Origin of the sequence: Desulfopila inferna (assembly GCF_016919005.1) — a bacterium.
GTDB classification, from domain to species: domain Bacteria; phylum Desulfobacterota; class Desulfobulbia; order Desulfobulbales; family Desulfocapsaceae; genus Desulfopila_A; species Desulfopila_A inferna.
The window spans coordinates 272,502-297,487 of the sequence record NZ_JAFFQE010000001.1 but is presented as its reverse complement, the minus strand read 5'-3'; the positions used below and the strand labels follow the sequence as shown (position 1 = coordinate 297,487).

Genomic DNA, 24,986 nt, shown 5'->3' with positions numbered 1-24,986 from the left:
GGCTTAATTTTTCCCGTAAGGGTTTATTTGGGCGGCGATTGAAGCGAGGAGTTCAAACACTGTTTGCCGCAATTCACCAGGATATCTCACCAAAACAATATCTTTACGAATCCCAGAACTGGACAGGATTGCCAGACCATCATAAGCCTCGAGAATAAATTTGAGATAATAAAACTTATCCGTTCGAATTTGCAGATATATCACTTCCAAATTTTGTGTTGGCTGCATAATTTCTCAGACACTCAAGGAGGAGTCAATGGCTGCCATACGATTTTTATTTTCCTCTAGAAGCGGCAGAACGACTTCGTCGAGATATTCCTGCACCTGTTCTGAGGCTCGTCCGGTAAAAGAAGCATAGTGCGAGATCAATTCTTCGAGCTCGGCAAGATCAAACGGAATGGCTGGATCATTGGCAAGGCGAAGAAGAAGGTCGTTTTCGCAACCTTCTTCCTTTACCTTTTTCCCTGCGGCGATAGAATGTTCCTTGACCACTTCATGCATCACCTGCCGGCTTTTGCCTCTTTCCACTGCCGCCATTAATATTTTCTCAGTGGCCATGAAGGGGAGTTCGGCACGTAAATGCTTTTCTATTTGTTTCGGATATACAACCATATCCGAGGTAATATTCACAAAAAGCTTCAATATTGCATCGCTTAATAAAAAAGCTTGAGGGATATCCATCCTGCGAATGGCGGAGTCATCAAGAGTACGCTCGAACCACTGGTTGGCATAGGTTCCCATAAAATTTGTCGGGAGTCCCATAAGTTTCCGGCATAGTCCGGTCATCCGTTCTGATCGCATAGGATTCCGTTTGTAAGCCATGGCAGAAGAGCCGGTTTGGTTTTTGGCAAAAGGTTCTTCCTGGACCTTGAGATTAGACAGCAATCGCAGATCAACAGCAAACTTATGTGCCGTTGTGGCAATTCCGGCTAGTGATTCGACTAATTTACAGTCCAATTTTCTGCTATAGGTTTGACCGGTGACGGCAAATGTCTTGTTAAATCCAAGCTTTTCAGCAACTCGTTGATCAAGCGCTCGAACCTTTTTGTGATCACCTTTGAAAAGCTCCAGAAAAGTCGCCTGTGTACCGACTGTTCCTTTTGCGCCACGAGCACGTATCTGTTTGAGAAAAGAATCAATATATTCGAGATCCAAAATAAGGTCCTGGATATAGAGGGTATTTCGCTTGCCGACAGTGGTAGGTTGGGCAGGTTGGTAATGTGTGAATCCCAGAGTGGCCAAGTCTTTGTGAGCATACGAGAAATCGCAGAGATTCTGTATTACCTGGAGGAGCCCGCGCCGGATAAGTTCCAGGGCCTTTTTCTGGATAATCAAATCGGTGTTGCAGACAACAAATTGCGAGGTTGCTCCTAAATGAATAATACCTTCAGCTTTAGGACATTTAGTACCATATTCAAAGACGTGGGCCATAACATCATGCCGAATCTCTTTTTCCTTTTGTGAGGCGGCTTCGTAATCGATGTTGCTTTGATTTTCCTTCATCTGGCGAATCATCTCACCATCTATTAAATCAAGGCCCAACTCGAATTGCGCTTCCGCCAATGCAGTCCAGCATTTCCGCCAAGTAGTAAATTTAAACTCTTCAGAAAAAAGAAACTGCATTTCAGTACTCGTATAGCGTCCCACAAGTGGTTCCTGGTAAATATCTCTACGCATGAAATCTCCAAATAACTTTAGCGCTGGAAAATATATTATTGTTATTCCGCATAATCAAGCAAATATAATAATTAGATTGCATTGGAAAAATCTCCACCTGTAATCAACCTGAGCGTTTTTACTTACCATTTTTGGCTAAAAAGAGAAACCGCAAAAGATCATCCAGATTTATAATTGGAATCGATATATATACAATGTCGCATAATATATATTATGTATAGTATTTGCATAATATGTTAATACAGTTACATAGGAACATTTTTAATGTAATTCCTGTTTCTCCCCGCTCATCTTATTTTTGATTTCGCTTTCTCCAGGTTTTGATGGAGTTCATTCGAAATTAATGTTCGGCGATCCGGCAGGTTTTCCGGTTCGCCTGCTGGGGAATAATTACTATTCAGGCTGACTAGCCTATTTTTACGACGTAGCCGAGTTTTGGGTGTAATTCTGCAGGAAGGAATTAGCTGTAGATCAAAATATTGCAGCCAGAGAAAGGGAAAATTCGACTAGTGAATACTTAAATATCTAGAAATATATGATATTTAGAACGAAAGCAAGGATTTCTAAGTTGCGTTAGCCGGGAATGATTTCATCATTAAAGAAAATCCACCAGTTGAGCCTGCCACTTGGCCGCTTTCTTATATCTTGAGATGGAAATGGTATAGATCATATTGAATTCAGGACTGTTTTTAATGATGTTTTCATATTCACCAAACCGGAATGCGACACATTTCAAACTCTTGAACCTGCCTCGTTTGCGAAAAGATAAATGATCACCATTGCGGCCCAGCTTGTTGATATCCTGCAAGATTATGTTTCTATCGATAAAAATCGGTTTTTCGTTGTCTACCCCAAAAGGCTCCAGCATCTGCATCTGCTGTATTATCTTTGCCGAAAGAACCTTTTCCATCTCCATTTCCAGATCGACCTCCCTAGGTTCTGCCGGCATGGAAGAGAGTTCGGATAGCTGTGCCGAAAATGCATTTCTGAAATCGTCAAACATTTCTTCGTGCAGAGTTACTCCGGCGGCCATTGGATGCCCCCCGTATTTAATCAGGAAATCTTTACAATTTTTCAATGCTTGGTGAATATTTATGCCTGGAATTGACCTGCATGAGCCTTTGAGCACCCTGCCCAGTTTTTTATCATTTGCCGATGTTACCAATATAACCGGCACTCCTGTTTTCTCTCCGATCTGAGATGCTACAATTCCGAGTATTCCTATGGAATAATCGACTTTCGCTATACAGCAATGATCATTTGAATTCAAACTATATTCTATATTAGTTAATGTTGTTTCTAGACATTCTTCGCACAATTCTTTACGCTTCTTGTTAAGATTTGATAATTTCCTCGCCAGCTTTTTAGCTATTGCTGGGTCATTCTCCAGTAAGAGATGTGCGGCAAAGCCTGCTTCTTCAAGTCTGCCGGCTGCGTTTATCTTAGGGGCCACCTGAAAAGCTATATCTTCTGCAGTAATGTTGGCTGAGCGAATATCGCATTCTTCCAGCAAGGCAGCAACTCCCGGACTGGGACTGATGTTGAGAACTTCAAAACCAGCTTTAACCAGAATTCTGTTACAGTTGGTCAGAGACACCATATCAGCAATGGTACCAATAGCCACGAGCTCAAGTAATTGTTTTAGATTAGGCTTAATGACCACCCTATTGAAAAACATCTTTTTCTCAAGAAAGGCCCGTATCCCCATAGCCAGATAAAAGGCAAGGCCTACTCCGGCGATATTCTTATCCTTAAATTGACAACCACGTTGTTTAGGATTGATGACTGCGTCAGCTGAACAATTCCCCTCCCCCGGTTCGTGGTGATCCGTCACTATGACCCTGCAGCCTCGCGACCGTGCAAACGCAACTTCCTCATCATTGGAAATGCCGCAGTCCACCGTGATCAACAAGGGATTGGACGATGAACATTCTTCAAGTAACACTTTAAGTGATTGCAGTTCCAGGCCATATCCATCCGTAAACCTGTTGGGTATAAACCAACGTACTTTGATCTGCAGGCTTTGAAAAAAGGAAACAAGCACACAGGTTGCTGTTACTCCGTCGACATCATAATCTCCCCAGATGATAATCTCCTGTTCTTCAATCAATGCTTGATAAACAAGGGCGCAGGCCTCCGCCATCCCCAGCAGTTCTGAAGGATTCTCAAGATCGTACAGAGTTGGATAGAGAAATTTCTCGATCTCCTTCTTCTCGCTAAGTCCTCTATTATTCAGGATTTTGATAATTTCCGGTTCTACCCCGAACTTCCCGGCTAATGTTTTTTCGTCCGCTGAGGCGATGTACGGCAGAGGAAGGCGCCAATATCTTTCTGTCAAAGATTTCATGATGGGTTTTAAGTAAATCTGAGGAAAAATTGCACTTCTCCGACACACTTCTAGCCGAGAAAATTCTGTATTCTTGTAATTATCTTCCGGTGAGAAGCAGTTTCAAACCATTCGATATTCATTTTTTTAAACCAGGTGTATTGCCGTTTTGCGTATCTGCGGGTATCTCTGGCCAACAACTCCTCTGTCTTCTCTATCGGGGTGCCATCGAGTAAATGTTCGGCCATATGGCGGTAGCCAATAGACTGCATGGACTTGAGATCACGATGATAGTGAGCCAGCAGCTTGAGTACCTCTTCTCGCAGTCCCTGCCGCAGCATCAAAGAGGTCCGCTCATTTATCCTGCGATAAAGAAGCTCACGTTCACAGGTTAGGCCAAGTCGGATAATGTGTTCGAATCTTATCTTACCTTTTTCCCGGGCATGCCCCGCTATATGATCACTCCAACTCTTTCCGGTTCCATGGTAAATCTCCAGAGCCCGAATGAGTCTGTGAGTATCGTTTTTATGGATTTTTTGTGCAGTAATTCGGTCTTTTGACAGAAGCTCTTCATGTAATTTCGAGCTCCCTTCCGTCTCCAGTCTTCTGTGCAGTTCCTCACGTAATTCCGGAAAACTTGCACCACTCTTAAATAAACCTTCGATTAATGCACGAAGATATAACCCGGTGCCCCCGGTTACCACTGGAATTTTTTTTCTTTGATGAATCCCGACAATTGCTTCAAGGGCATCTCTCACGTAATCACTGGCGTCATAGTGTTCATCAGGATTGACAACATCGATAAGATGATGCGTGGTATGTTCCCTTTCCTGTGGGGAAACCTTTGCAGTACCAATGTCCATGTGACGGTATATCTGCATGGAATCGAGGCTGACTATCTCGCAGCCGAACCTGTCGGCAATTTCAAGAGAGAGGGCCGTCTTGCCTATTGCCGTTGGTCCGACCAGCACAATCACAGGGGCTTTTATTGGAAATTTACTCGAAGTCATTAGCGGCAATTTTTTTTATTTATCATAATTCTCCTCTCTGTCCAGGTACTAAACCCTATTTACTCAAAAGTTAAATATTTCTTTAAAAACTCGGCTTTCTTGGCTCCTATTCCTCGTATCACCACAAGTTCTTCCGCTCTGTTGAATTTTCCAAATTCTGATCTTTTTTCAAGCATGTCTGCTGCGGTTTTGGGACCGACGCCCGGAATGGTAAGAAGCAGGTCATAGCCGGCATCGTTAAAAGGTATCGGTTGAAAAAATATAGGCCGCAGATTAATAGGCAAGGCTGTATTGTCGTCTATCTCTTTATTGTCTGCGGAGGTCAGTAGTAGTTGTGACTCTTTCCAGGTCAGAAAAGAAGTTTCCCCCTGGCTTTGAAAAAAATCCTCACCCCCTCCGCCTCTGAAGAACATGATGGCACCGATACATACTGCAAGCAGAGCGAGGATGTGAATCTTGCATAGATTTGTATCGTCATTTTTTGAGCGGCAATTTGTCATGGCAGTGCATTATTCCGTAAACTGCGGTTGATAAAGTTTTTAAGTTGAAAAAGATGTCCAAAATTGTACCATAAATACAATTAATTACCTATTCCTCCCAGCAATACCCGAGAATTCGATACCTTTTCTATTGTCTTATATCTGTTTGACCGGTATAAAATTCTACTTTTTATCACAGTTATGAATAAAGTGCACCCCTACTATGCCTGCAATACCTTCATTTAATATTGTTCTGGTTGAACCCGAGATTCCACCTAATACCGGGTCAATTGCCAGATTATGCGGCGCTACGGATTGCGTCCTCCATCTTGTCCATCCACTTGGTTTTTCAACGGACGATAAGCACCTCAAACGTGCCGGTCTGGATTATTGGAAGCATGTACAAATAGTCCATTGGCCGAATCTGGAGAAGTTCCTCGAAGAGCAGGATGAACGAAATCTCTATTTTTTTACGACTAAAACGAGTAAATCATACACTTCAGCGACATTCAAAGCTGGTGATTTCTTGATCTTTGGAAAAGAAACCAAGGGATTACCGCAAGAAATTCTTCAACTCTATCAGGAAAGAAGCTATACATTACCAATGGCAAACCCCAATATCAGAAGCCTCAATCTTGCGATGACCGTAGGTATCGTTGTCTATGAAGCTATTCGTCAGCAAGTCAGGGGAATCTGAAAAACTACAATAGATCGCTGTCCTATATATTAAAGAACACATACAAGGAGAACCAGCCAATGGGTGAGAGAATTTATAACTTCAGTCCGGGACCTGCCACACTCCCTCTTGAAGTTCTGCAGCAGGCACGTGAAGATATCATTAATTTTGATAATTCCGGCATCGGCATCTGTGAAATCAGCCACCGATCCAAGGAGTTCATGCGGGTTGCCGCCGAGGCAGAAGAACTTATGCGTGAATTACTTGGAATTCCAGGAAATTATAAAGTCCTTTTTCTCCAGGGAGGAGCATCAAGCCAATTTTTTATGGTGCCGATGAACCTTCTCGGCGGCGGTAAAAAAGCAACGTATCTCAACACCGGCACCTGGAGCAAGAAATCGATAAAAGAGGCACAGCTTTTCGGCAATATCGAGGTAGCCTTTTCAAGTGAGAACGAGAAATTCAACAGGGTCCCCACAGACGATGAGTACGCCGTTTCCGCTGACTCCGAGTATCTCTATTTTGTTTCCAACAATACCATCTTCGGCACCCAGTTCGATCCCATTCCCCAGTCTGAGAAGATGCTGGTCAGCGATATGTCCTCCGATATCCTTTCCCGCAATTTCGATGTCAGCAAATTCGGTCTTATATTTGCCGGGGCACAAAAAAATATGGGACCGTCAGGAGCGACAACAGTCATTATCAGGGATGATTTGCTTGACCGTGTTCCTGAAAACACTCCGACAATGCTGAAGTACAAAACTCATGCCGATAAGGACTCGATGTTCAACACCCCCCCTACTTTCTCGATATACATTATTCGAAACGTTCTGAAATGGCTCAAGAATAATGGTGGAATCGCAGCTATTGAGAAGAAAAACAAAGAAAAAGCCATGCTTATCTACGATGTAATCGATGCAGGTGATTACTATCGCGGCCATGCTCTGAAAGATTCCCGCTCAATGATGAACATCGCCTTTAATCTACCGACAGCGGAACTGGAAGCCGCCTTCATACAAGAGGCTGCCGCAAAAGGTTTGAACGGGCTCAAGGGACATCGCTCCATTGGTGGCTGCCGGGCCTCAATTTACAATGCCTTCCCACATGAAGGCGTCGTTGCACTCAGCCGCTTTATGCTGGAATTCCAGAAGAATAATCCCGCCTAAGCGCTAATATAAACTATGCAGTATGAAGGCAATATCATCCGGCCTCCCAGTGAAGCAAATTCGATCATTCTTCAGGTGACGGCCGGATGTTCCTATAATAAATGCACGTTTTGCGGAGCCTACAAAGATAAGCCTTTCAGAATTCGTCATGAATCCATTGATGCCGACATTGAGTTTGCAGCGCAGTATTGCCGGCGCCAAAAGAGAGTATTCCTCGCCGATGGTGACGCCCTTATTCTACCGTTTGCGCAATTGCTGCACATCTTTATTAAAATCCGGCATGAGCTTCCATGGGTCAACAGAATCTCACTCTATGCCAATGCCCGTGCGATTCGATCAAAAACCAAAGAAGAATTGCTGCACCTTAAATCCCTGGGTCTGGATAGGGTATATCTTGGTCTGGAAAGCGGAGACGACAGGATTCTCAGCAGTATCAGAAAAGGGGAAACCTCACGCTCGATGATAGCGGCGGCAGACAGGATAACAGAGTGCGCCCTTTTTCTCTCGGTCACCCTGCTTTTAGGCATTGCCGGCAGGGAACTTTCTGCGGTACATGCCGAAAATACAGGCAAGGTACTCACTCGAATGGCACCAGGACAGATTGCAGCCCTCACCGTAATGCCTATTCCAGGCACAAAATTGTTTATCGATATTCAGGAAGAGCGCTTCTTTTTGCCGGATTCACATTCTCTCTTGCGGGAACTTCAAAAAGTCATACAGTTCATATCTCTGGATCGTGTCCAGTTTTATGCCAATCACGCTTCTAATTACCTGCAGTTATCCGGACGGTTGCAAAAGGATAAGGAAAGAATGCTTTCCCTGATCGATGCTGCTCTTTCAGGCTCCATTCAGCTTATAGCCGAGGAGCACCGCGCTTTATAGATGGAAATGAAAAAAACAGATCTTAAGAATCTCGATCAAAAAGGCCTTGTAGAATATGTCGAAAGCCTCAATCAGCCTGCTTTCAGAGGTCGCCAGCTCATGGCCTGGCTATACAAACCAGGTATTCATGAATTCGCACAAATGACCGATCTCGCCAAAGTATTCAGGGAAATCCTCGGCGATTATGCCCTTATTTCCACCTTTGCTGATCCTCTTGTAGAACGATCCGGTGACGGCTGCGTAAAATTCGGCTTTCGCCTGGATGACGGCTATATGATCGAAGCAGTATTGATTCCCGAAGTTGATCGCAATACGCTTTGTGTTTCGTCACAGGTTGGCTGCGCCATGCAATGCTCTTTTTGCCTTACCGGAACAATGGGGTTTATCCGTAATCTTCAGCCTGCCGAGATTGTCAACCAGGTTTGTGCAGTACGGGATTTCCTTCTCGATGAACCGGAAGAGCAGCGTATAGGACCACAGGAAGTAACTAATATCGTTTTTATGGGTATGGGCGAACCGCTCAACAACCTTGAGAATCTTTTAACCTCTATTTCCATTCTCACTGAACAGAAAGGCCTTGATTTTACTGGTCGCCGCATAACCGTGTCGACCTGCGGCATAATTCCCAAAATGCGGCTGCTTGGCGAAAACTCATCCGTTAATCTGGCAGTTTCACTGCACGCCGTCGACGACGCAACCAGAGATATGCTTATGCCCATTAATAAAAAGTATCCTCTGGATCAGCTTCTTGAGGCCTGCAGAACCTACCCTATGCCTAAACGCCGCCGCATAATGTTCGAGTACACTCTGCTCAGGGATATTAATGACAGCGACAGGGATGCCCGTAAGCTGGCACATCAACTGCAGTCCATCCCCTGTAAGATCAACCTGCTTGCCTATAATGAATCGGAAGATCTCCCTTACAAAGCTCCAACATTCGAGAGAATGCTGGCATTTCAGGAAATTCTAAGGAAAAACAACTATTCCGTTTTTATACGGACCAGCAGAGGAGCTGATATCTCAGCTGCCTGTGGCCAGCTTGCCGGAAAACACAACTAATCCTTGGTTCCTTCCCGTCTTCACTCTACCTTGCCCTGCAAGGTGGTTCCCGTTCCGGATATTACCCTTCCTGCCGAATCTTTTTTCCCCCTGTTGGCCTGTTTTCATATCATCATCAAAATATTCCCTTAAGACCAAAGATTCTGATAAATTTGATTGATACACTTGATTAATACAATTTAATTATTAAATATTGAGAAACGACTTCTCCGTTTTCCATAATACCTTAAAAATTACCTAACCCAGCTGAACTGGACTCTTTACAGTACTTCCTTGAAGGGTATAAGTCCCTTGGCTGTTGAGGCGGATTCGAGTTCTGATATGTTTTTCGTTTTCTTGATATGTGGCAGTTTTTAGGGGTAAGGCACTAAAGTTTATCAGAGAACAGGAACTGATTTTAGAGAGGAAATATTTTGAAAAAAAAGATTCTTGTAGCCAATCGTGGAGAAATTGCCATCAGGTTAATACGGGCCATTCAGGAACTAGGCTGTCTGGCAGTAGCCGTTTTTGAAACACCTGATGAAATGTCCAGGCATATTCGCATAGCCGATGAAGCCATTCTGCTCGGAGATGGCCCCAGAAAGGATTATCTCGACATTGATAAGATTATTCGGGCTGCCAAAATGTCAGGCGCTGCAGCCATACATCCCGGCTACGGTTTTCTGGCAGAAAATCCCTACTTCGCTAAAGCCTGTGAAGAAGCTGACATTCTCTTTATCGGCCCCTCCTCTGAAATAATACACAACCTCGGCAATAAGGTCATTGCCCGACAGATTATGGCCGATGCCAAAATACCTATGGTACCGGGGACCTCAAATCTTGCCCAGGGAAAGGAGGGGATAGAGCAAGCGCTGCATTTCGCCGACACTCATGGATATCCTCTTATGCTCAAAGCTACTTCGGGTGGCGGAGGCCGTGGTATTCGAAGGATAGATTCCGATGATGAGATGCGGAAACAGATTCCGATGGCACGCTCCGAAGCTCTGGCGGCATTTAACGATGATTCCATTTATCTGGAAAAAGTAGTGATAAATCCTAAGCACGTGGAGGTCCAGATTCTTGCCGACCAATCCGGAAATACCGTGCACCTGGGCACCAGGGACTGCTCCATACAGAGGCGAAATCAGAAACTGATCGAGATTGCACCGTCCATGATTAAAAATCAGGATCTTCTCGATGAGATTTGTATTACAGCCGTTAAGGCAGCCAAGGCCGCCAACTATTTTAATGCGGGAACGGTGGAATTCCTCATCGATGAACACTTCAATTACTACTTCATGGAGATCAATACACGGGTTCAGGTCGAACACACTGTCACCGAAATGATCACCGGCATCGATATCGTGCGCAACCAGATAAATCTGGCTTTCGGCGAGGATCTGCCCTTCTCCCAGGAAGATGTTAAAATCCGCGGACATGCCATTGAAGTCCGCATCAACGCAGAAGATCCCAAGAATGATTTCATGCCTGAAGGGGGAAAAACAGTGGAGGTATACCGATCTACCGGCGGGTTCGGGGTACGTCTCGACGGCTTTGTCTATCAGGGCTATGTAATACCGGAAGTGTATGATTCACTCCTGGTAAAACTTACCGTCCACGGTTTCACCTGGGATGAGACGGTAGGCAGGTTGATCCGCTGTCTGCGTAATTTTCATATCCGGGGACCGAAAACTACTATTCCCTTCTATCTTAATATCGCCACAGAAAAGGATTTTGTCAGCGGTAACTTCGATACTTCCTATATCGATACCCATCCACTCATTTTCGTGTATGACGAAGACAGCAGTGAGGTCGGTAAGCTGGCTAAATTTATTGCCGAAATTCATTATAAGAAAACCAATGCCTTTGCGGCTTAATCTATCTCATCCCACAGAAGAACAGGATAAATTATGGCTGTCATCTATCACAACACACCGGTAAAAGATATCCTCGAGGCATTGCGCTGCGAGGAAGGATACTATATCACCAATACCGCACGGGATCTTTCCCAGTCGGATTTCAAAAACAGAATTCTCCTCCACACCGATTTGCTTGCGGCACCTTCTCGGGATAAGGCCGGCTATTTCTCTCTGGAAATTAGCGGCGGCGCATCCATTCATGTCGACATGCTGCGCAAGCAGGTTGACCCCTTCACCAAACTCAAACTGTTGCGCAAGGAGATGCCCAATACCATGTTTCAAACGCTCTGCCGCGGCGTCAATTTATTTGGCTATCGTCCCTATCCTCAAAACGTTATCCGTTTTACGGTACAGAATTTTGCTAAATATATCGATGTTTGGCGCACTTTCGATTTTCTCAATCATGTTCCTAATATGTATGCGGTATTGGAGGAAGTGGCCCATGCCGGAAAATTGAACGAACCCTGTCTCTGCTTTTCCACCGGTAAGGAGCATACCGACCAATACTATATTAACAAGGCCAGAGAAATTGTTTCAGTTACCGGAGAGGATATTGTCCTCTGCATCAAGAACCATGGTGGCCTCGGCACGCCAACACGGATAGGCGAACTGGTAAATAGTCTCAAACAGTCGCTGCCGCAGGTTCCTCTGCATTATCATGGCCACAATACCGATGGCAACGACATCGGCCGGATAACCGAGGCCGTGAGAAACGGTGCCAAGATAGTTGATGCCGCCGATTCCGCCTTTACCGGTTTTTACGGACCCCCGCCCGTTCTCAGTGTTATCCAGGCTCTCGGGGAACTTGGATTTGAGTCGCCTTCAATTCACGAAGAGGCCATAATTGATACCTCCGAAATCCTGCGTGATCAACGCCAATTTTATGAGCAGTTCGAGTCCCAGATAAAAGGGTTTCAGCCTACCGTGCAGATTCACAAACTTCCGGGAGGTGCCATGGGATCAAGTCTTGAGCAGGCGGTAAATGGAGATTTCCTCGATAAAATGCCCGACATTCTGCACAAGGAACTACCTCGGGTTCAGAAAGAGCTCGGCAACTTCTGGTCGGTCACTCCCGGTTCTCAGATTTTATGGACTACCGCTGTAACTAATGTTCTCGGCGAAGAACGATACGGCACCCCTTCCGGAGACCTGCGCAACCTCCTTTTGGGAAAATATGGTCCTTTTCCGTTTTATGAACCGGATGAATGGATTTACAGGAAGGTTCTCGGCGATGACTGGCGTAAAATTCTGGAAGAGGGTGGCGGGACAGAAGAAATTGCTGACATGGACTTAGGTCAGGAGCGTTATGCTCTTGCTGAACAGATTGGTATAGAACCGACGGATGAACAGCTGGTGCTCTACCTGCAGCATCCGAATGATGCCGTTGATTTTTTCAAATTCGAAGAAGAATACGGCAAGACCCATGTCCTGTCTCCTGCCATCTTCTTTCGCCGCGGAGGTTTTGATATCGGCGAGAAGTTGGCATTTCGCGACAACAGCGGCAAAGAACATCTGGTGGAGATTGGCCCCTCCCCTGTTAATGATACCGGAGAGACCAGTGTCTATCTGACGGTTGATCATCATCCCACGGTCTTCACCTTTCTCTCAGAGCAGCAGAACACTGCTGCCGGAAGCATGCCGATACTTAGCAAGGAAGAGATCCTTGATCTGGCCCAAGCTGGTGATGTCCGCTCACCCTTTTCAGGGACCGTGGTCGAAATTTCAGCAAATGAGGGACAAGAGGTAATGGCCGGCGACAGAGTTGCGGTAATGGAAGCCATGAAAATGCAGACCCCTATTCTTAGTGAAATAGACGGCATAGTCACTGCCGTCTATGCCCGCAAGGGAGATGCGCTGCAGCCCGGTGCGAAGATACTCAAGATAGATGTGGATCAACAGGCAGCGGTAGAGTGAGCTGCATGGTTGTTTAAGGTAACGGGCTGCCGTTCATTGGCCAAGGCCGGACCTACGACCAGTTGAACCACTGCAGGCGATGCAGCCAAGGTCCAGCAAAAACAGGCTGTTATATCGCGCCTTGCGCTGGATGGACGGTGCAAAGATTGCAGCCTCAACCGCGGCACGCCGTCTCGATTGCAGCGATGTCGATCTTGGTCATCTGCATCATCGCATCGAACGCGCGCCTAGCGACAGCGGGATCGGAATTGGTGACCGCTTTCGTCAGGGCAATCGGCGTAATTTGCCAGGACACTCCCCATTTGTCCTTACACCAGCCGCATGCACTTTCCTGGCCGCCGTTGCCGACGATTGCGTTCCAATAACAATCGGTTTCGGCTTGATCAACGGTTGCGACCTGAAATGAGAACGCTTCGCTGTGCTTGAATGCAGGTCCACCATTAAGCCCGAGGCACGGAACGCCCATCACGGTAAACTCGACGGTCAGCACGTCCCCTTTCTTTCCCGACGGAAAGTCTCCAGGTGCGCGATGCACCGCGTCGACGGACGAATCGGGAAAGGTCTCGGCATAAAACCGCGCCGCCTCCTCGGCGTTGCCATCGTACCAAAGACAGATCGTGTTCTTAGCTTGCTTAACCATGTCACCTCTCCTTAGTGAAGACCCCGACGCCGCAGGCATCCCATGTGTGTCTTGACCTCCATTTACGACCCGTCCATCCAGCCACTATACCGCCGGTATGAGCGACTAACGTGCGCATTGTTGACGCCTCCTTAACAGGATCGGTTTTGTGGTGCGTCATTGTGCTTATTGGTAATGTAAGATGAATGTCTTTCAAGTCAAATTGATATGTTTCCTGAGCTATTCCCCGACAAACATGATTGCCCCTAATCCTCAACTCAAGGCCTGGAGATGCTGAGTTTCAAGGGTAATCAGATAATGGAATTAAGACATTTTCGCCCCAAAACCTATTAACACGAGGTGCCAGAAAAGTTTCTCAAGCAGCTGATTTCCAGCTGCAGTACCTCCGAGCCAACTCAAATAACATTCGTTGCAGCTGGCTCTTTGAAAACCGATCGAGGCTTAGATTTCATGGCCTGATGCTCCTTGGAGTCAGTTTGCCTCTGGTAATTCATGGAGCCTCTGAAATCGGTGAAGCTCACTAAACCTTGATCACTTCTATCACAGTTCTCTTTGGCGCCGCGTTGATCACTATTTTTATTGCTGACTCACTGAAAAACCCATTGATCGAGTGGTGGCTCCTGCTTGTACCTCCATATCCAGAAATCGCCCCCCTTTGGATGAGGCATTCGCTAAAAATATTCTGGTATATGCAGCAACAACAAGGTAGGATTATCTTAGGCTAACCCATACTAGCAGGACCCACCCATCAGCCAGGAGATTCGAATATGTCCAAAGATGGAAAAAGCATGGTGATATCTACTAAGTGGTTAGGGGCGGCGATACTGACTTTTGTGCTCGGATTCTCAATTCTCGGAGTCCTGTCCTACATGGTCTACGATGAAAGCCCACCCATTCCCTCCGAAGTGGTTTCCGAAGACGGGCGGATCCTGTTTACAGGTGCCGACATTATGGCCGGGCAGCATATTTTTCAGAAATACGGTCTAATGCAGTACGGTACTATTTTCGGTCACGGCGCCTACCTGGGGCCGGATTTCACCGCCCAATACCTTCATCGCGCGGGATTGCGCATGGTGGATTTCCACCAGCAGAACGGTCGCTCCGAGAACGAAGCAATTGCCACAGTCCGAGAAGAATTCAAGCAGAACCGCTATGACCCGCAAAGCGAGCGACTCACGCTGGCGGCCTCCCAGGTCGCGGCCTTCGAAGGTCTGACAGGGTTTTACACGGACTACTTCTCTGAGCCTGATGAGCAACGCGGCTTGAAACGACCAGCTATCACGGCGCTCGATGAAATCCGACGGCTGACAGTTTTCTTTACCTGGGCGGCTTGGGTGTCAGCGGCCGAGCGTCCCGGGGAAGTATATTCATATACCAACAACTGGCCTCCCGAGCCATTGGCAGCCAATACACCCACGCCTGATGCATTGCTCTGGAGCGTGCTGAGCCTGATTGCTTTGCTCGGCGGAGCAGGCCTGCTGTTTTTCTTTATCGGCCGGTATGATCTTCTAGGCTGGCACCGCGCAGACCCCAAAGGTTATGAGCTTGCCTTCCGGCCACCCGGTGAGGTCCGCCTTACCCCCTCCCAGCGCGCCACGGCCTGGTACTTCCTGGTTGTTGCCGGATTGTTTCTGGCTCAGGGTCTGCTTGGGGGTCTGAACGCCCACTACCATGTTGAACCTGGTAGTTTCTACGGCATTCCTGTGGATGAGTGGATTCCCTATAATATTTCGCGCATGTGGCATTTGCAGCTGGCTCTCTTCTTCACTTCGTCGGCCTTTCTGGCCATGGGCATTTTCCTGGCGCCCATGGTCGCCGGCAGCGAACCCCGCCACCAGTCGGCCCTGGCAATCACGCTGTTCGGTGCGCTCGTAGTGGTAGTTGTGGGCAGCCTGCTGGGCGAGGCAGGCGGCATCAAAAATTTGATCACCAGCGAAGGCCCCTGGTTCTGGCTGGGTACCCAGGGCTGGGAATATCTTGATCTGGGCCGGTTATGGCAGATCCTGCTGGTTTCCGGCATGTTTTTTTGGGTGGTAATCGTTTTTCGCGCCCTCAGAAGCCGTTTGCGCCAGGAACACCCCGGAAACATGCCCTGGCTGTTCTTCTACAGCGCGCTCTCCATTCCGCTCTTCTACGCGGCAGGACTGGCCTTCTGGAAGGATGTCAATTTTACCGTCATGGAATTCTGGCGTTTCTGGGTAGTTCATCTGTGGGTCGAAGATTTCCTGGAACTGTTCACTACCATCATGGTCGCCTATTTGTTCGTGCTGCTCGGGGTGGTCCGGATGACGGTGGCCACCCGCATCGTCTACCTGGATATCATCCTCTATTCCATCGGCGGGGTCATCGGTACCCTGCACCATCTTTACTTCAGTGGCACGAGTTCGATGTATATGGCCTTTGGGGCCTTCTTTTCGGCCATGGAAGTTATTCCGCTGCTACTGCTGACCCTGGAAGCATGGCGTTTTATGCGCCTGGGAGCGCCCTCTGATACTGCCAACGGCAGTGTACTGCAGGTCTCGACGGTGGATTTTCCACACAAGTGGGCTGTCATGTTCCTGGTGGCAGTGGGATTCTGGAACTTTTTAGGCGCCGGTGTCTTCGGCTTTTTGATCAACCTGCCTATCGTCAGCTATTATGAAATCGGCACGCAATTTACCGCCAACCATGCGCATGGGGCCATGATGGGCGTGTACGGCATGCTGGCGGTGGCCTTTTTGGTGTTCGTGGCCCGCTATTTCATTCCGGCGGATCGCGGCGGCCGCGCCATGGCGATATCTTTCTGGAGTCTAAATATCGGTCTGCTTCTGATGCTTTTTGTCAATCTCATTCCCATAGGGACTTTGCAGCTTTACGACGCGGTGGCCAACGGCTATTGGCATGCACGCGAGCCGGAGTTTTTTCAAAGCACCACGGTGCATCTGTTTGAATGGCTGCGCATGATCGGGGATACGCTGTTCATTGTCGGCGGCATCTTTCCCGTGGTCTACCTGGCTATTCTCATGTTTCTCTACCGCAATCGCGGCGAAAAACCAACCAATGGGGTGGCCGAATCATTCACCGCTTGAGCCGATCTATCTTCGGCAAAGCGGCTTCGGGAGAAATGGGTGAAAAGAAAGCTGTTCATTGGTTGCATCAGTTTGTTGTATGGCCGGACCAGAGATATTCATGAACTGCCACCAACCTCGAACGGCGCAGCAACCTAAAGACAATGAACCAGTCAACCATAACCCGCGATCTGGAGAAGATTTATTGGCCCTCTCGCTTTATCTTCTCACGACGTGCGGCTTCTGGCGGCGTGGGAGGGTCCATGGAGAAATCCCCGGTCTTTATCTCGCCGTCGCGTACATATTTGGCGATTATAATGCCGTTGGGCGACACTCGGCTGCTGATCAATCGAAACGCTGCAGCTCTTGAGCCTGCGCCAAACAACTTCTTGCCTTGCCCGAGTACGACCGGGAACGTAAAAATATTGATCTGATCGACAAGGTTATCCGCAAGAAGCGTTTGAATCAAGTCGGTGCTGCCCTGTGTAAGGAGTGCCGGCCCGTCCCCTCGTTTCAGCTTGGCGACATCGGAAGATGCATTACTGAGGGCCAACGCCCCCTTCCACTTCAGATCCAAGCCCTTCCTGGTCGCTACATACTTGGTTATCGAATTGAAGGTCTTGGCGATGAAATCATCTGGCCCATTCTCGGCATAGGGCCAGTGTGCTGCGAAGATCTCGTAAGTCTTCCGCCCAAGTAGCAAGTCGAACGGCTCGCTGAACATCTTGCCAATTTCTTCGCCAAGAACATCGTCCCTTAGCGGTGCTACCCAACCGCCGTGTTTGAAACCCATGGATGGATCTTCATGAGGACCGCCGGGAGCCTGCATAACTCCGTCCAGAGAAACGAAGGCGCCGATTATTATTCTTCTCATTAGTTTACACTCCTCTCTTGATTCATAGCAAAAAAATTATAAAATCGATGAGGGCACATTCCAACGGAACTCTGTAATCTATAAAGAAACCGGCTGAACGCAAAAATCTTTTGAGGAGCACTGATACATGATAGATATTTGTGAGTTGCTTCAACCGCTTTCGATGCTAGACGCCAGGTTAATTAATCTTAGCCATCGATTCACCTGCACAAACGCGGCAACATCCGGAGAGAGACATAGTGAACTCGTTGCTACTCCGCTGGTTCCCCTGATTTCACTGATCCTCAATGACTAGAATAGTATCGTTCGATAAATTATCAAGGATCAAGGCTACAGATGGTCAGGAACTCATTTTTCTACAGAGGAAGAAGATCAAGCAGTCTCTTTAAGGTCGAACCTCTTCAATAAGTGGTTGGTGCAGGACTCGCTTTTGTTAATAGACTCATTTTCCATGAAAGATGAAAGCCGTCTAACCCAGCGCTTTTTTAATTTGTTTTGCTGTTATTATAGTAAAGGTTCTGCAGTTTATAGTTAAAATTGCATTATATTCGAAACATTTGAAGTAGTAATTTTTCCCGTTTGCCTCTATCTCCTCCAGAGGCGCAGATAAAATAATCTTTCTTAAAAATGCTTCTAATTCATTATTTCCAAAATGGTAAAGGCCAAGATTTCTTTTGATTCTCAAAAACCCTAAAGGGGTATTTCTAAATTGATTGGCAATCAGTCCTCTTAGATATTCATTCATTTTTTTCTTAGGCCGACCATAGAAGGTTCCTTATTTCAGTATCATAATACATAAAGAAATAGCACATTAAGGGTGCCAATCAGAAAGCCGAGCAGCGCACCGAAGAGATTGATATATTTAAACTGTTCCTCCATGATGGAGAGCAGGAGCCGCTCCAGGCGCAGCAGATCGAGAGAGTCGACCTTTTCGGCAACTATGCCTTGGATATTCAGGGAAGCAACAAGACCGGGAACTTCGGTTGCCAGCATAGCCAATGACATTTTTTGAAAAGAAGTGTACATCCCCTCTCTGACTCCGGCAGGCAGTAGTTTTGTCAGTTTACCCACAGGCTTTTGCAGCAGTGTTGTCAGCATTTGTTCTACAGTGGCATCGACCAGATTTTTTGCCTTTGAAGATCGCAGCAGCGCAGTTGCCTCGGCAGAGGCACTTTTTTTCAGATTTTCCAGGCCACTTTCACCGACTGTATCCAGAAAAATGGTGCGAATATCACGGCCACCGCCAACATATATTTCAATATTTTCGCGCAGCAGGGTAGAAACGGCTTTGGCTGTCCCCTTTTCCCGCAGCAGGGTTGCAAGTTGCTCCGCCACGGTCCTGCATATTTTTCTGGTGTTCATCTGCGTACTCTCTGGGAGAAAGGAGGAAATCGGGACATGCAGATAATGTCGAACACGTTCAACCAGCAATCGGGCAACTCTCTCCTGAACTTCCTTATCCTGCAGCCATTTGGCAATATCTTCTTCATTATTGTTCAGATAATCCTTTACTGCCTTTTCTATGGTTTCTATTTTGAGAAAATTCTGAACCATTCCTCCCATGGGACCAAGCGTTGCTGAAAATGTATCAACTCCTTTCTTGACGGCCTCGATTATCCTTTTCTGGATTTCCGGATCTTTTGTTATTTCAGCTATTTTCTCCAGGAGATCAGGGGTCTTCGATTCGACGATATCAACGATAAGTTCGGTGAGCGTATGCGGCAGTACCTGGTCAAGACTGTTATTGTTTTTAAGAATCCTGCTGGTCTGCACGTAGAGAAAATCTTCAAGCCACTGCTCCATGCTCTTGCTTGCCAGCACTGTCTTTATGAGTTGATCCAGGGATGAATAGAGCTTTTCCCGCTTTTCTCCATCAATGAGTTCGTCTATGTCCCGGTTCAGGATTTGCTCGCAGCCATCTCTGACGACCGTGGTTATGAGGAGTTCAAACTCCTGGGTTTGCAGGTACTTGTAAATCTGCTGTTTACATTGATAAGAGACGGTCTTAACCGCTATACCGAAATAACTGCTGTAGCGCTTGGGAACAAGCGCAGGCAGAGGAGCAAGATCACGGTCGAGAATTGCTCCGACACGCTCTTGTATCAGACTGCCGAGGTGCTTTTGAAAGGATTGACTCTGCAGGGCCTTGCCGATTTCCCGGCTGGTCAGCAGATGACTGCCGACCATCTCTCCTATATTTATGGCGAGCTGATGCCTCTTAGAGGGGATGACGCCTGGTGTCATCGGCAACCGTATGCCAAACAAAAACCATGGCTTAAGGGGGCGAAAAAGCATCCGGATAGCTACCTTATTGGTAAGGTATCCAATAAAGGCTCCTATCAGGGGAGGAGCAATATATGGCAAATAGATGGAAAAATGTGAGACATCAAACATTATATACTCCGGCTCTGCAACGAATAGTACTGAATGAGAAATAGCTGGATCAACCGCGGGTGACTCTGCTTGAGATAATTAGAGAAAAACACTATATAATAATTCCTATTATTCCCTGTATGACCTGTGCAGCGGTGTGTTTATTAACGTATTCTATTTTTTTTGCAAAACTTTTCTTTCAATTTATCTTGAAATTATATAAATATGAGAGGCGATAAATACATCATCTACCATTCAATCCAAGGATATTAGTTATGTGGCTATTCAGATTCTTTACATCCTCCATCGGCAAAAAAATTCTCATGGCCGCTACCGGCCTTTTGCTGATGCTCTTTCTGGTTGCTCATGCGGTTGGCAATGCCGCGATTTTTTTCGGCAGCGCTGCTTTTCAGGCCTATGCGGATGCCCTGCACGGTTTGCCGGTGGTAGTTTTCCTTTTCGGTCTCGGGCTTCTGGTTATCTTTCTTGTCCATATCACCATTGGAATACAGCTTTTTTTACAGAATCGTAAAAGTGCGGCGACCCAGTATGCGGTTTATAACAAGGTTCGTGAAAATACCTTTGCGTCCTCGACTATGCCCTACACCGGTCTTTTCATCTTTGTTTTTGTTCTTATCCATGTCTTCGGCTTCGGCATAAATCCCGGGGACACTAAAATTTCCGTTTTAGTCAGTGAGCTGCTCGGCAACTTTTTCTATGGATTGTTCTATCTCTTTTCCTTCTGTGTTTTAGCGCTGCATCTGAGTCATGGATTCTGGAGCATGCTGCAGACTTTTGGTGTTAATCACCCAAGATATAACGAGGGGATCGCACGACTGACTTTTATTGTTCCGGGATTCTTTCTCGTCTTCTTTGGTTCCATCGTGCTCTATTTTATGACGGGAATCGGAGCTAATTATTAGTCTCCAGGGAATTTTTCCTGTTTTTTATCTGCGGAAACATACCTGTGGTACCATGCAGCTCCCAGGGTAGAGAGTATACCGATATTCACTTTCTACTATGCACGCATAAACCGTTACTCTACATTATAAGGTTTACAATATGGAACTCAATGCTCGAATCCCTTCAGGTCCTTTAGCCGAAAAATGGGATAACCATAAATTCAGCGACAAGCTCGTCAACCCCGCCAACAGAAGAAAATTTAAAATCATTGTTGTCGGCACAGGTCTCGCGGGGGCATCAGCAGCTGCCACCCTGGCAGAGCAGGGCTATAAGGTGGATGCTTTCTGTATCCAGGACAGCCCCAGAAGAGCTCATTCCATTGCTGCTCAAGGCGGTATAAATGCTGCTAAAAATTACCAGACAGACGGAGACTCCGTCTTTCGTCTGTTTTACGACACTATAAAAGGTGGGGATTTCAGGGCGAGGGAGGCCAATGTCTACCGGCTGGCGCAGGTGAGCAACAATATTATCGACCAATGTGTCGCTCAGGGCGTCCCCTTCGCCAGAGAATATGGGGGCAGCCTGGCCAACCGGTCATTTGGCGGTGCCCAGGTCTCCAGAACCTTTTATGCCAGAGGACAGACCGGGCAGCAGCTTCTGTTGGGAGCCTACAGTGCCCTCTCCCGCCAGATTCATGGAGGCGGCGTCAACATGTTCAACCGCCGGGAAATGATGGATCTGGTGATTGTCGATGGACGTGCCCGAGGCATTATCACCAGAAACCTGATAAGCGGGGCTCTGGAGTCCCACTGGGCTGATGCGGTACTGCTCTGTACCGGCGGCTACGGCAATGCCTATTTTCTTTCGACCAACGCCATGGCCTCTAATGTGACCGCAGCCTGGCGCGCGCATAAGCATGGTGCCGGTTTTGCCAATCCCAGTTTTGTGCAGATACATCCAACCTGCATTCCCGTTCATGGCGACTATCAGTCTAAACTCACCCTTATGAGTGAAAGTCTGCGCAATGACGGCAGGGTCTGGGTTCCTAAAAACAAGGACGATAAACGGTCTCCTGCAGATATTCCCGACAGCGACAGGGATTATTACCTTGAGAATAAATACCCCAGCTTTGGTAATCTGGTGCCTAGAGACGTGGCTTCGAGAAACGCCAAGGAACAATGCGACCTCGGCAAAGGCGTCGGCGCCTCGGGGCTGGCCGTCTACCTTGATTTTGCCGATGCCATACAGCGGGATGGCGAAGCTACTATTATGAGAAAATACGGTAACCTCTTCCAGATGTATGAGAAAATTACCGACTCCAGCCCTCTGCAGGAACCTATGATGATTTTTCCTGCAGTACATTATACCATGGGAGGCTTGTGGGTCGATTATGATCTGATGACCACCATTCCAGGACTTTTTGCCCTTGGAGAATGCAACTTCTCCGATCATGGTGCCAACAGGCTTGGGGCCAGCGCGCTCATGCAGGGTCTCGCTGACGGCTATTTTGTCATCCCCACAGCGGTTGCCAATTATCTGGCTGATAATAAGCTTCAAAAGGTCTCCGATTCCGACTCCGCTTTCAAGAGTGCCCAGCAAAATGTCGGTGACCGGCTCAGCAGGATAATGAAAAACAGCACAGGCAGCAGCAGCGGCAAGGTTACCGTCGATGAGATCCACAAGGAGCTTGGAAAACTGCTCTGGGATAACTGCGGCATGGCAAGGAATGAACAAGGTCTTAAAAAAGCCCTGCAGGAGCTTCCTGAAATCCGCCGCAAATTCTGGGATAAGGTTTATATCCCCGGCAGCGGCAGTGAGCTTAACCAGACTCTTGAGCGCGCCGGACGAGTCGCGGATTTCCTCGAGTTTGGTGAAATCATGATCCATGATGCACTCCGTCGTGAGGAGTCCTGCGGCTGCCACCTCAGAGAAGAAAGTCAGACTGAAGAGAATGAAGCCAAACGTGACGATGAAAACTATTCTCATGTCTCGGTGTGGGAATACAAGGGAGATGGGGTCGAGCCTGAGATGCACAAGGAAGAACTCACCTTCGAATTTGTTACACCAAGCCAGAGAAGCTATAAATAGCAGCATTCCAGCGATAATTTAACTCAACAAGAGACACTATGAGTACCATTGATCTTAGTCTACAAATCTGGAGACAGAAAAACAGTGACGCGCTAGGGCAACTTGAAACGTATACCCTGGAGAGAATATCCACGGACATGTCATTTCTGGAAATGCTGGATGTGCTGAATGAAAAGCTCACCCACGAAGGTAGAGAACCCGTTGCCTTTGACCATGACTGCCGAGAAGGTATCTGTGGCATGTGCGGAGCAATAATTAACGGCATAGCCCATGGTCCGGAGAAGGAAACCACCCTCTGCCAGCTTCATATGCGCCATTTTAAAAGCGGCGACACCCTTGTGATCGAGCCTTTCCGGTCACGGGCATTCCCGATTAGGAAGGATCTGGTTGTCGACCGCTCAACTATGGATAAGATCATCCAATCCGGTGGCTACGTCTCGGTCAATACTGGTGGGGCTCCGGACGGCAACGCCATTCCCGTCTCCTCGCAGATCGCCGAACTTGCCATGGATGCGGCCTCCTGCATTGGTTGCGGCGCCTGCATTGCCGCTTGTCCCAACAGATCGGCAATGCTCTTCACAAGCGCCAAGATTTCACAGCTCTGTCTCCTTCCCCAAGGCCACGCCGAAAGAAAGCAGCGCGCCCTTTCCATGGTAGAGACCATGGACAAGGAGGGTTTCGGCAACTGTACCAATTATAGAGAATGCGAGGCTGTATGTCCTAAAGGTATTTCTATTAGGAATATCGCCCGACTTAACCGGGAATTCATCAAAGCATCCTTTTCCGAAGGATGATAGCGTCGCGAAACACCCGTACGGGCATAAACTCCGACTTCGAGAAAGTCCATTCTCCCGCATTGCAGTTTTTTGGCGGAAAGCGCAGCAATGCATTATGATGTAGTGATAGTAGGAGCCGGTCCGGGAGGACTGGCTTGTGCCACTAGATTGTCCCAAAACGGGGCTTCAACCCTTGTAATTGAAAGAAAGCCGCATATCGGCCCCAAGGTCTGTGCCGGCGGAATCACCTGGAGCGGGCTCCTCAAAACCGTCCCGGAACAATTAATTGAGAAAGCCTTTCCCTGTCAGCATGTTTGGTCGCGTCTGCAAAATATATGTGTTTCCAGTGAGACACCGATCATTGCCACAGTCGACAGAAAAAATCTCGGCCGCTATATGGCAGACGCGGCAAAAGCCGCTGGCGTTAAAATACATACCTCGACCTCGCTTCGCCATCTAACCGACAGCGGTGCAGAGCTGTTTCATCACCCTTCAAGTGAACGGAGCATCGTGAGCTTTGATTACCTGATTGGCGCCGACGGCTCCACAAGTTCAGTGCGTCGGCATCTTGGAATTCCTACAAACAAAGTCGGTATTGGCATCAATTATCAGCTCCCGTGTACCGGTTCAAAGATGGAGTGGCACTTAAACAACAGATATTTCGGCAATGGTTACGGCTGGATTTTTCCTCACAAAGAATCCACCTCCATAGGTGCCTACTCCCCGACGGCAATTGCGGCACTTCATCTCAAAAAAAGACTGTGTCAGTGGTCATTAGGCAGAGGTTATGATCTTTCACAGCATCCCTGCAAAGCCGGTTATATAAATTACGATTACCGAGGCCACCACTTCAATCGTACTTTTCTTATTGGTGATGCCGGCGGATTTGCCTCTGCACTGACAGGCGAGGGAATTTATCCTGCAATTATCACGGGTGAATCTGTGGCATCGAAAATTATAGATCCAAACAGCGATCTGTCCGATCTTGACGAGGTAATTCGCCGGCAGCGGAAATTTGCCGGGATGGTATCGCTCACTTCTAAAAGTGGAATTCTCTCGGCGATCTTAGCCGAGGTCGGGGTATTTGCCCTACGCAATAACATGATCAATTTTACCATGCTCGAAATGGGCAAATAAAAAAAGGCCCTGCCATTTTCACGGCAAGGCCACTGGTTTCTCTAGCTGTCTCTTTGGAAGA

Annotated in this window: 21 protein-coding genes; 12 read left to right on the top strand and 9 right to left on the bottom strand. The window is 47.4% G+C overall.

Translation table 11 applies throughout. From position 1 onward, the window contains the following. Window positions 1-3: 3 nt before the first annotated feature. The 5 genes from JWG88_RS01185 to JWG88_RS01165 all read right to left on the bottom strand — a co-directional run bounded on the left by JWG88_RS01185 (window position 4) and on the right by JWG88_RS01165 (window position 5,513). Complete coding sequence (locus JWG88_RS01185) at window positions 4-228, bottom strand: DUF4911 domain-containing protein (RefSeq protein ID WP_205231856.1); 225 nt, start codon at window positions 226-228, stop codon at window positions 4-6. A 6-nt stretch (window positions 229-234) separates the two neighbouring features. After that, a complete protein-coding gene (gene purB / locus JWG88_RS01180; protein ID WP_205231855.1) occupies window positions 235-1,677 on the bottom strand; it encodes an adenylosuccinate lyase in 1,443 nt (480 codons plus the stop codon). Between the two features lie 595 nt (window positions 1,678-2,272). Further along, window positions 2,273-4,024: a single-stranded-DNA-specific exonuclease RecJ gene (recJ, locus tag JWG88_RS01175; protein WP_205231854.1), complete on the bottom strand. Its 1,752-nt coding sequence runs from the start codon at window positions 4,022-4,024 to the stop codon at window positions 2,273-2,275. 50 nt (window positions 4,025-4,074) lie between these two features. Further along, window positions 4,075-4,980 carry a tRNA (adenosine(37)-N6)-dimethylallyltransferase MiaA gene (miaA, locus tag JWG88_RS01170; RefSeq protein ID WP_337833093.1) on the bottom strand — a complete coding sequence of 302 codons (906 nt, stop codon included), beginning with the start codon at window positions 4,978-4,980 and terminating at the stop codon, window positions 4,075-4,077. A gap of 92 nt (window positions 4,981-5,072) precedes the next feature. Beyond that, the gene (locus JWG88_RS01165; protein ID WP_205231852.1) at window positions 5,073-5,513 is read right to left on the bottom strand and encodes a ComEA family DNA-binding protein; all 441 of its coding nucleotides are present in this window, start codon (window positions 5,511-5,513) and stop codon (window positions 5,073-5,075) included. A gap of 202 nt (window positions 5,514-5,715) precedes the next feature. Between JWG88_RS01165 and JWG88_RS01160 the strand changes: the two genes are divergently transcribed. The 6 genes from JWG88_RS01160 to JWG88_RS01135 all read left to right on the top strand — a co-directional run bounded on the left by JWG88_RS01160 (window position 5,716) and on the right by JWG88_RS01135 (window position 13,087). Next, window positions 5,716-6,189, top strand: a complete 474-nt coding sequence (locus tag JWG88_RS01160) for a tRNA (cytidine(34)-2'-O)-methyltransferase (RefSeq protein ID WP_205231851.1) — start codon at window positions 5,716-5,718, stop codon at window positions 6,187-6,189. Between the two features lie 59 nt (window positions 6,190-6,248). Continuing rightward, window positions 6,249-7,334 (top strand): 3-phosphoserine/phosphohydroxythreonine transaminase, encoded by a 1,086-nt coding sequence (serC, locus tag JWG88_RS01155; RefSeq protein ID WP_205231850.1) that lies wholly within the window; start codon window positions 6,249-6,251, stop codon window positions 7,332-7,334. A gap of 15 nt (window positions 7,335-7,349) precedes the next feature. After that, window positions 7,350-8,216: a radical SAM protein gene (locus tag JWG88_RS01150; RefSeq protein WP_205231849.1), complete on the top strand. Its 867-nt coding sequence runs from the start codon at window positions 7,350-7,352 to the stop codon at window positions 8,214-8,216. Further along, on the top strand, window positions 8,217-9,275 hold the full coding sequence (gene rlmN, locus JWG88_RS01145) for a dual-specificity RNA methyltransferase RlmN (protein WP_205231848.1): 1,059 nt from the start codon (window positions 8,217-8,219) through the stop codon (window positions 9,273-9,275). Between the two features lie 413 nt (window positions 9,276-9,688). Then, the gene (locus JWG88_RS01140) at window positions 9,689-11,131 is read left to right on the top strand and encodes an acetyl-CoA carboxylase biotin carboxylase subunit (protein ID WP_205231847.1); all 1,443 of its coding nucleotides are present in this window, start codon (window positions 9,689-9,691) and stop codon (window positions 11,129-11,131) included. A 33-nt stretch (window positions 11,132-11,164) separates the two neighbouring features. Continuing rightward, window positions 11,165-13,087: a biotin/lipoyl-containing protein gene (locus JWG88_RS01135; RefSeq protein WP_205231846.1), complete on the top strand. Its 1,923-nt coding sequence runs from the start codon at window positions 11,165-11,167 to the stop codon at window positions 13,085-13,087. Between the two features lie 154 nt (window positions 13,088-13,241). Here JWG88_RS01135 and JWG88_RS01130 read toward each other — a convergent pair whose 3' ends face one another. Next, window positions 13,242-13,727, bottom strand: coding sequence for a VOC family protein (locus tag JWG88_RS01130; RefSeq protein ID WP_205231845.1), 486 nt, complete (start codon window positions 13,725-13,727; stop codon window positions 13,242-13,244). Window positions 13,728-14,494: 767 nt separating this feature from the next. On the opposite strand from JWG88_RS01130, the gene JWG88_RS01125 reads away from it, so the two are divergent. Then, window positions 14,495-16,795 carry a nitric-oxide reductase large subunit gene (locus JWG88_RS01125; RefSeq protein ID WP_205231844.1) on the top strand — a complete coding sequence of 767 codons (2,301 nt, stop codon included), beginning with the start codon at window positions 14,495-14,497 and terminating at the stop codon, window positions 16,793-16,795. Window positions 16,796-16,976: 181 nt separating this feature from the next. On the opposite strand, the gene JWG88_RS01120 is transcribed toward JWG88_RS01125, so the two are convergent. Then, window positions 16,977-17,648 (bottom strand): dihydrofolate reductase family protein, encoded by a 672-nt coding sequence (locus JWG88_RS01120; RefSeq protein ID WP_205231843.1) that lies wholly within the window; start codon window positions 17,646-17,648, stop codon window positions 16,977-16,979. Window positions 17,649-17,775: 127 nt separating this feature from the next. On the opposite strand from JWG88_RS01120, the gene JWG88_RS01115 reads away from it, so the two are divergent. Then, window positions 17,776-17,943, top strand: coding sequence for a hypothetical protein (locus JWG88_RS01115; protein ID WP_205231842.1), 168 nt, complete (start codon window positions 17,776-17,778; stop codon window positions 17,941-17,943). 174 nt (window positions 17,944-18,117) lie between these two features. Here JWG88_RS01115 and JWG88_RS01110 read toward each other — a convergent pair whose 3' ends face one another. Then, window positions 18,118-18,393 (bottom strand): DUF3781 domain-containing protein, encoded by a 276-nt coding sequence (locus JWG88_RS01110; protein ID WP_205231841.1) that lies wholly within the window; start codon window positions 18,391-18,393, stop codon window positions 18,118-18,120. A gap of 41 nt (window positions 18,394-18,434) precedes the next feature. Then, window positions 18,435-20,042 carry a DUF445 family protein gene (locus JWG88_RS01105; protein ID WP_205231840.1) on the bottom strand — a complete coding sequence of 536 codons (1,608 nt, stop codon included), beginning with the start codon at window positions 20,040-20,042 and terminating at the stop codon, window positions 18,435-18,437. Between the two features lie 254 nt (window positions 20,043-20,296). Between JWG88_RS01105 and JWG88_RS01100 the strand changes: the two genes are divergently transcribed. From JWG88_RS01100 to JWG88_RS01085, 4 genes are all read left to right on the top strand, one after another. Continuing rightward, a complete protein-coding gene (locus JWG88_RS01100) occupies window positions 20,297-20,944 on the top strand; it encodes a succinate dehydrogenase cytochrome b subunit (protein WP_205231839.1) in 648 nt (215 codons plus the stop codon). Window positions 20,945-21,083: 139 nt separating this feature from the next. Next, window positions 21,084-23,012 carry a fumarate reductase/succinate dehydrogenase flavoprotein subunit gene (locus tag JWG88_RS01095; protein WP_205231838.1) on the top strand — a complete coding sequence of 643 codons (1,929 nt, stop codon included), beginning with the start codon at window positions 21,084-21,086 and terminating at the stop codon, window positions 23,010-23,012. A gap of 38 nt (window positions 23,013-23,050) precedes the next feature. Then, window positions 23,051-23,806 (top strand): succinate dehydrogenase/fumarate reductase iron-sulfur subunit, encoded by a 756-nt coding sequence (locus JWG88_RS01090; RefSeq protein ID WP_205231837.1) that lies wholly within the window; start codon window positions 23,051-23,053, stop codon window positions 23,804-23,806. A 90-nt stretch (window positions 23,807-23,896) separates the two neighbouring features. Further along, the gene (locus JWG88_RS01085) at window positions 23,897-24,925 is read left to right on the top strand and encodes an NAD(P)/FAD-dependent oxidoreductase (RefSeq protein ID WP_205231836.1); all 1,029 of its coding nucleotides are present in this window, start codon (window positions 23,897-23,899) and stop codon (window positions 24,923-24,925) included. Window positions 24,926-24,986 lie beyond the last annotated feature (61 nt).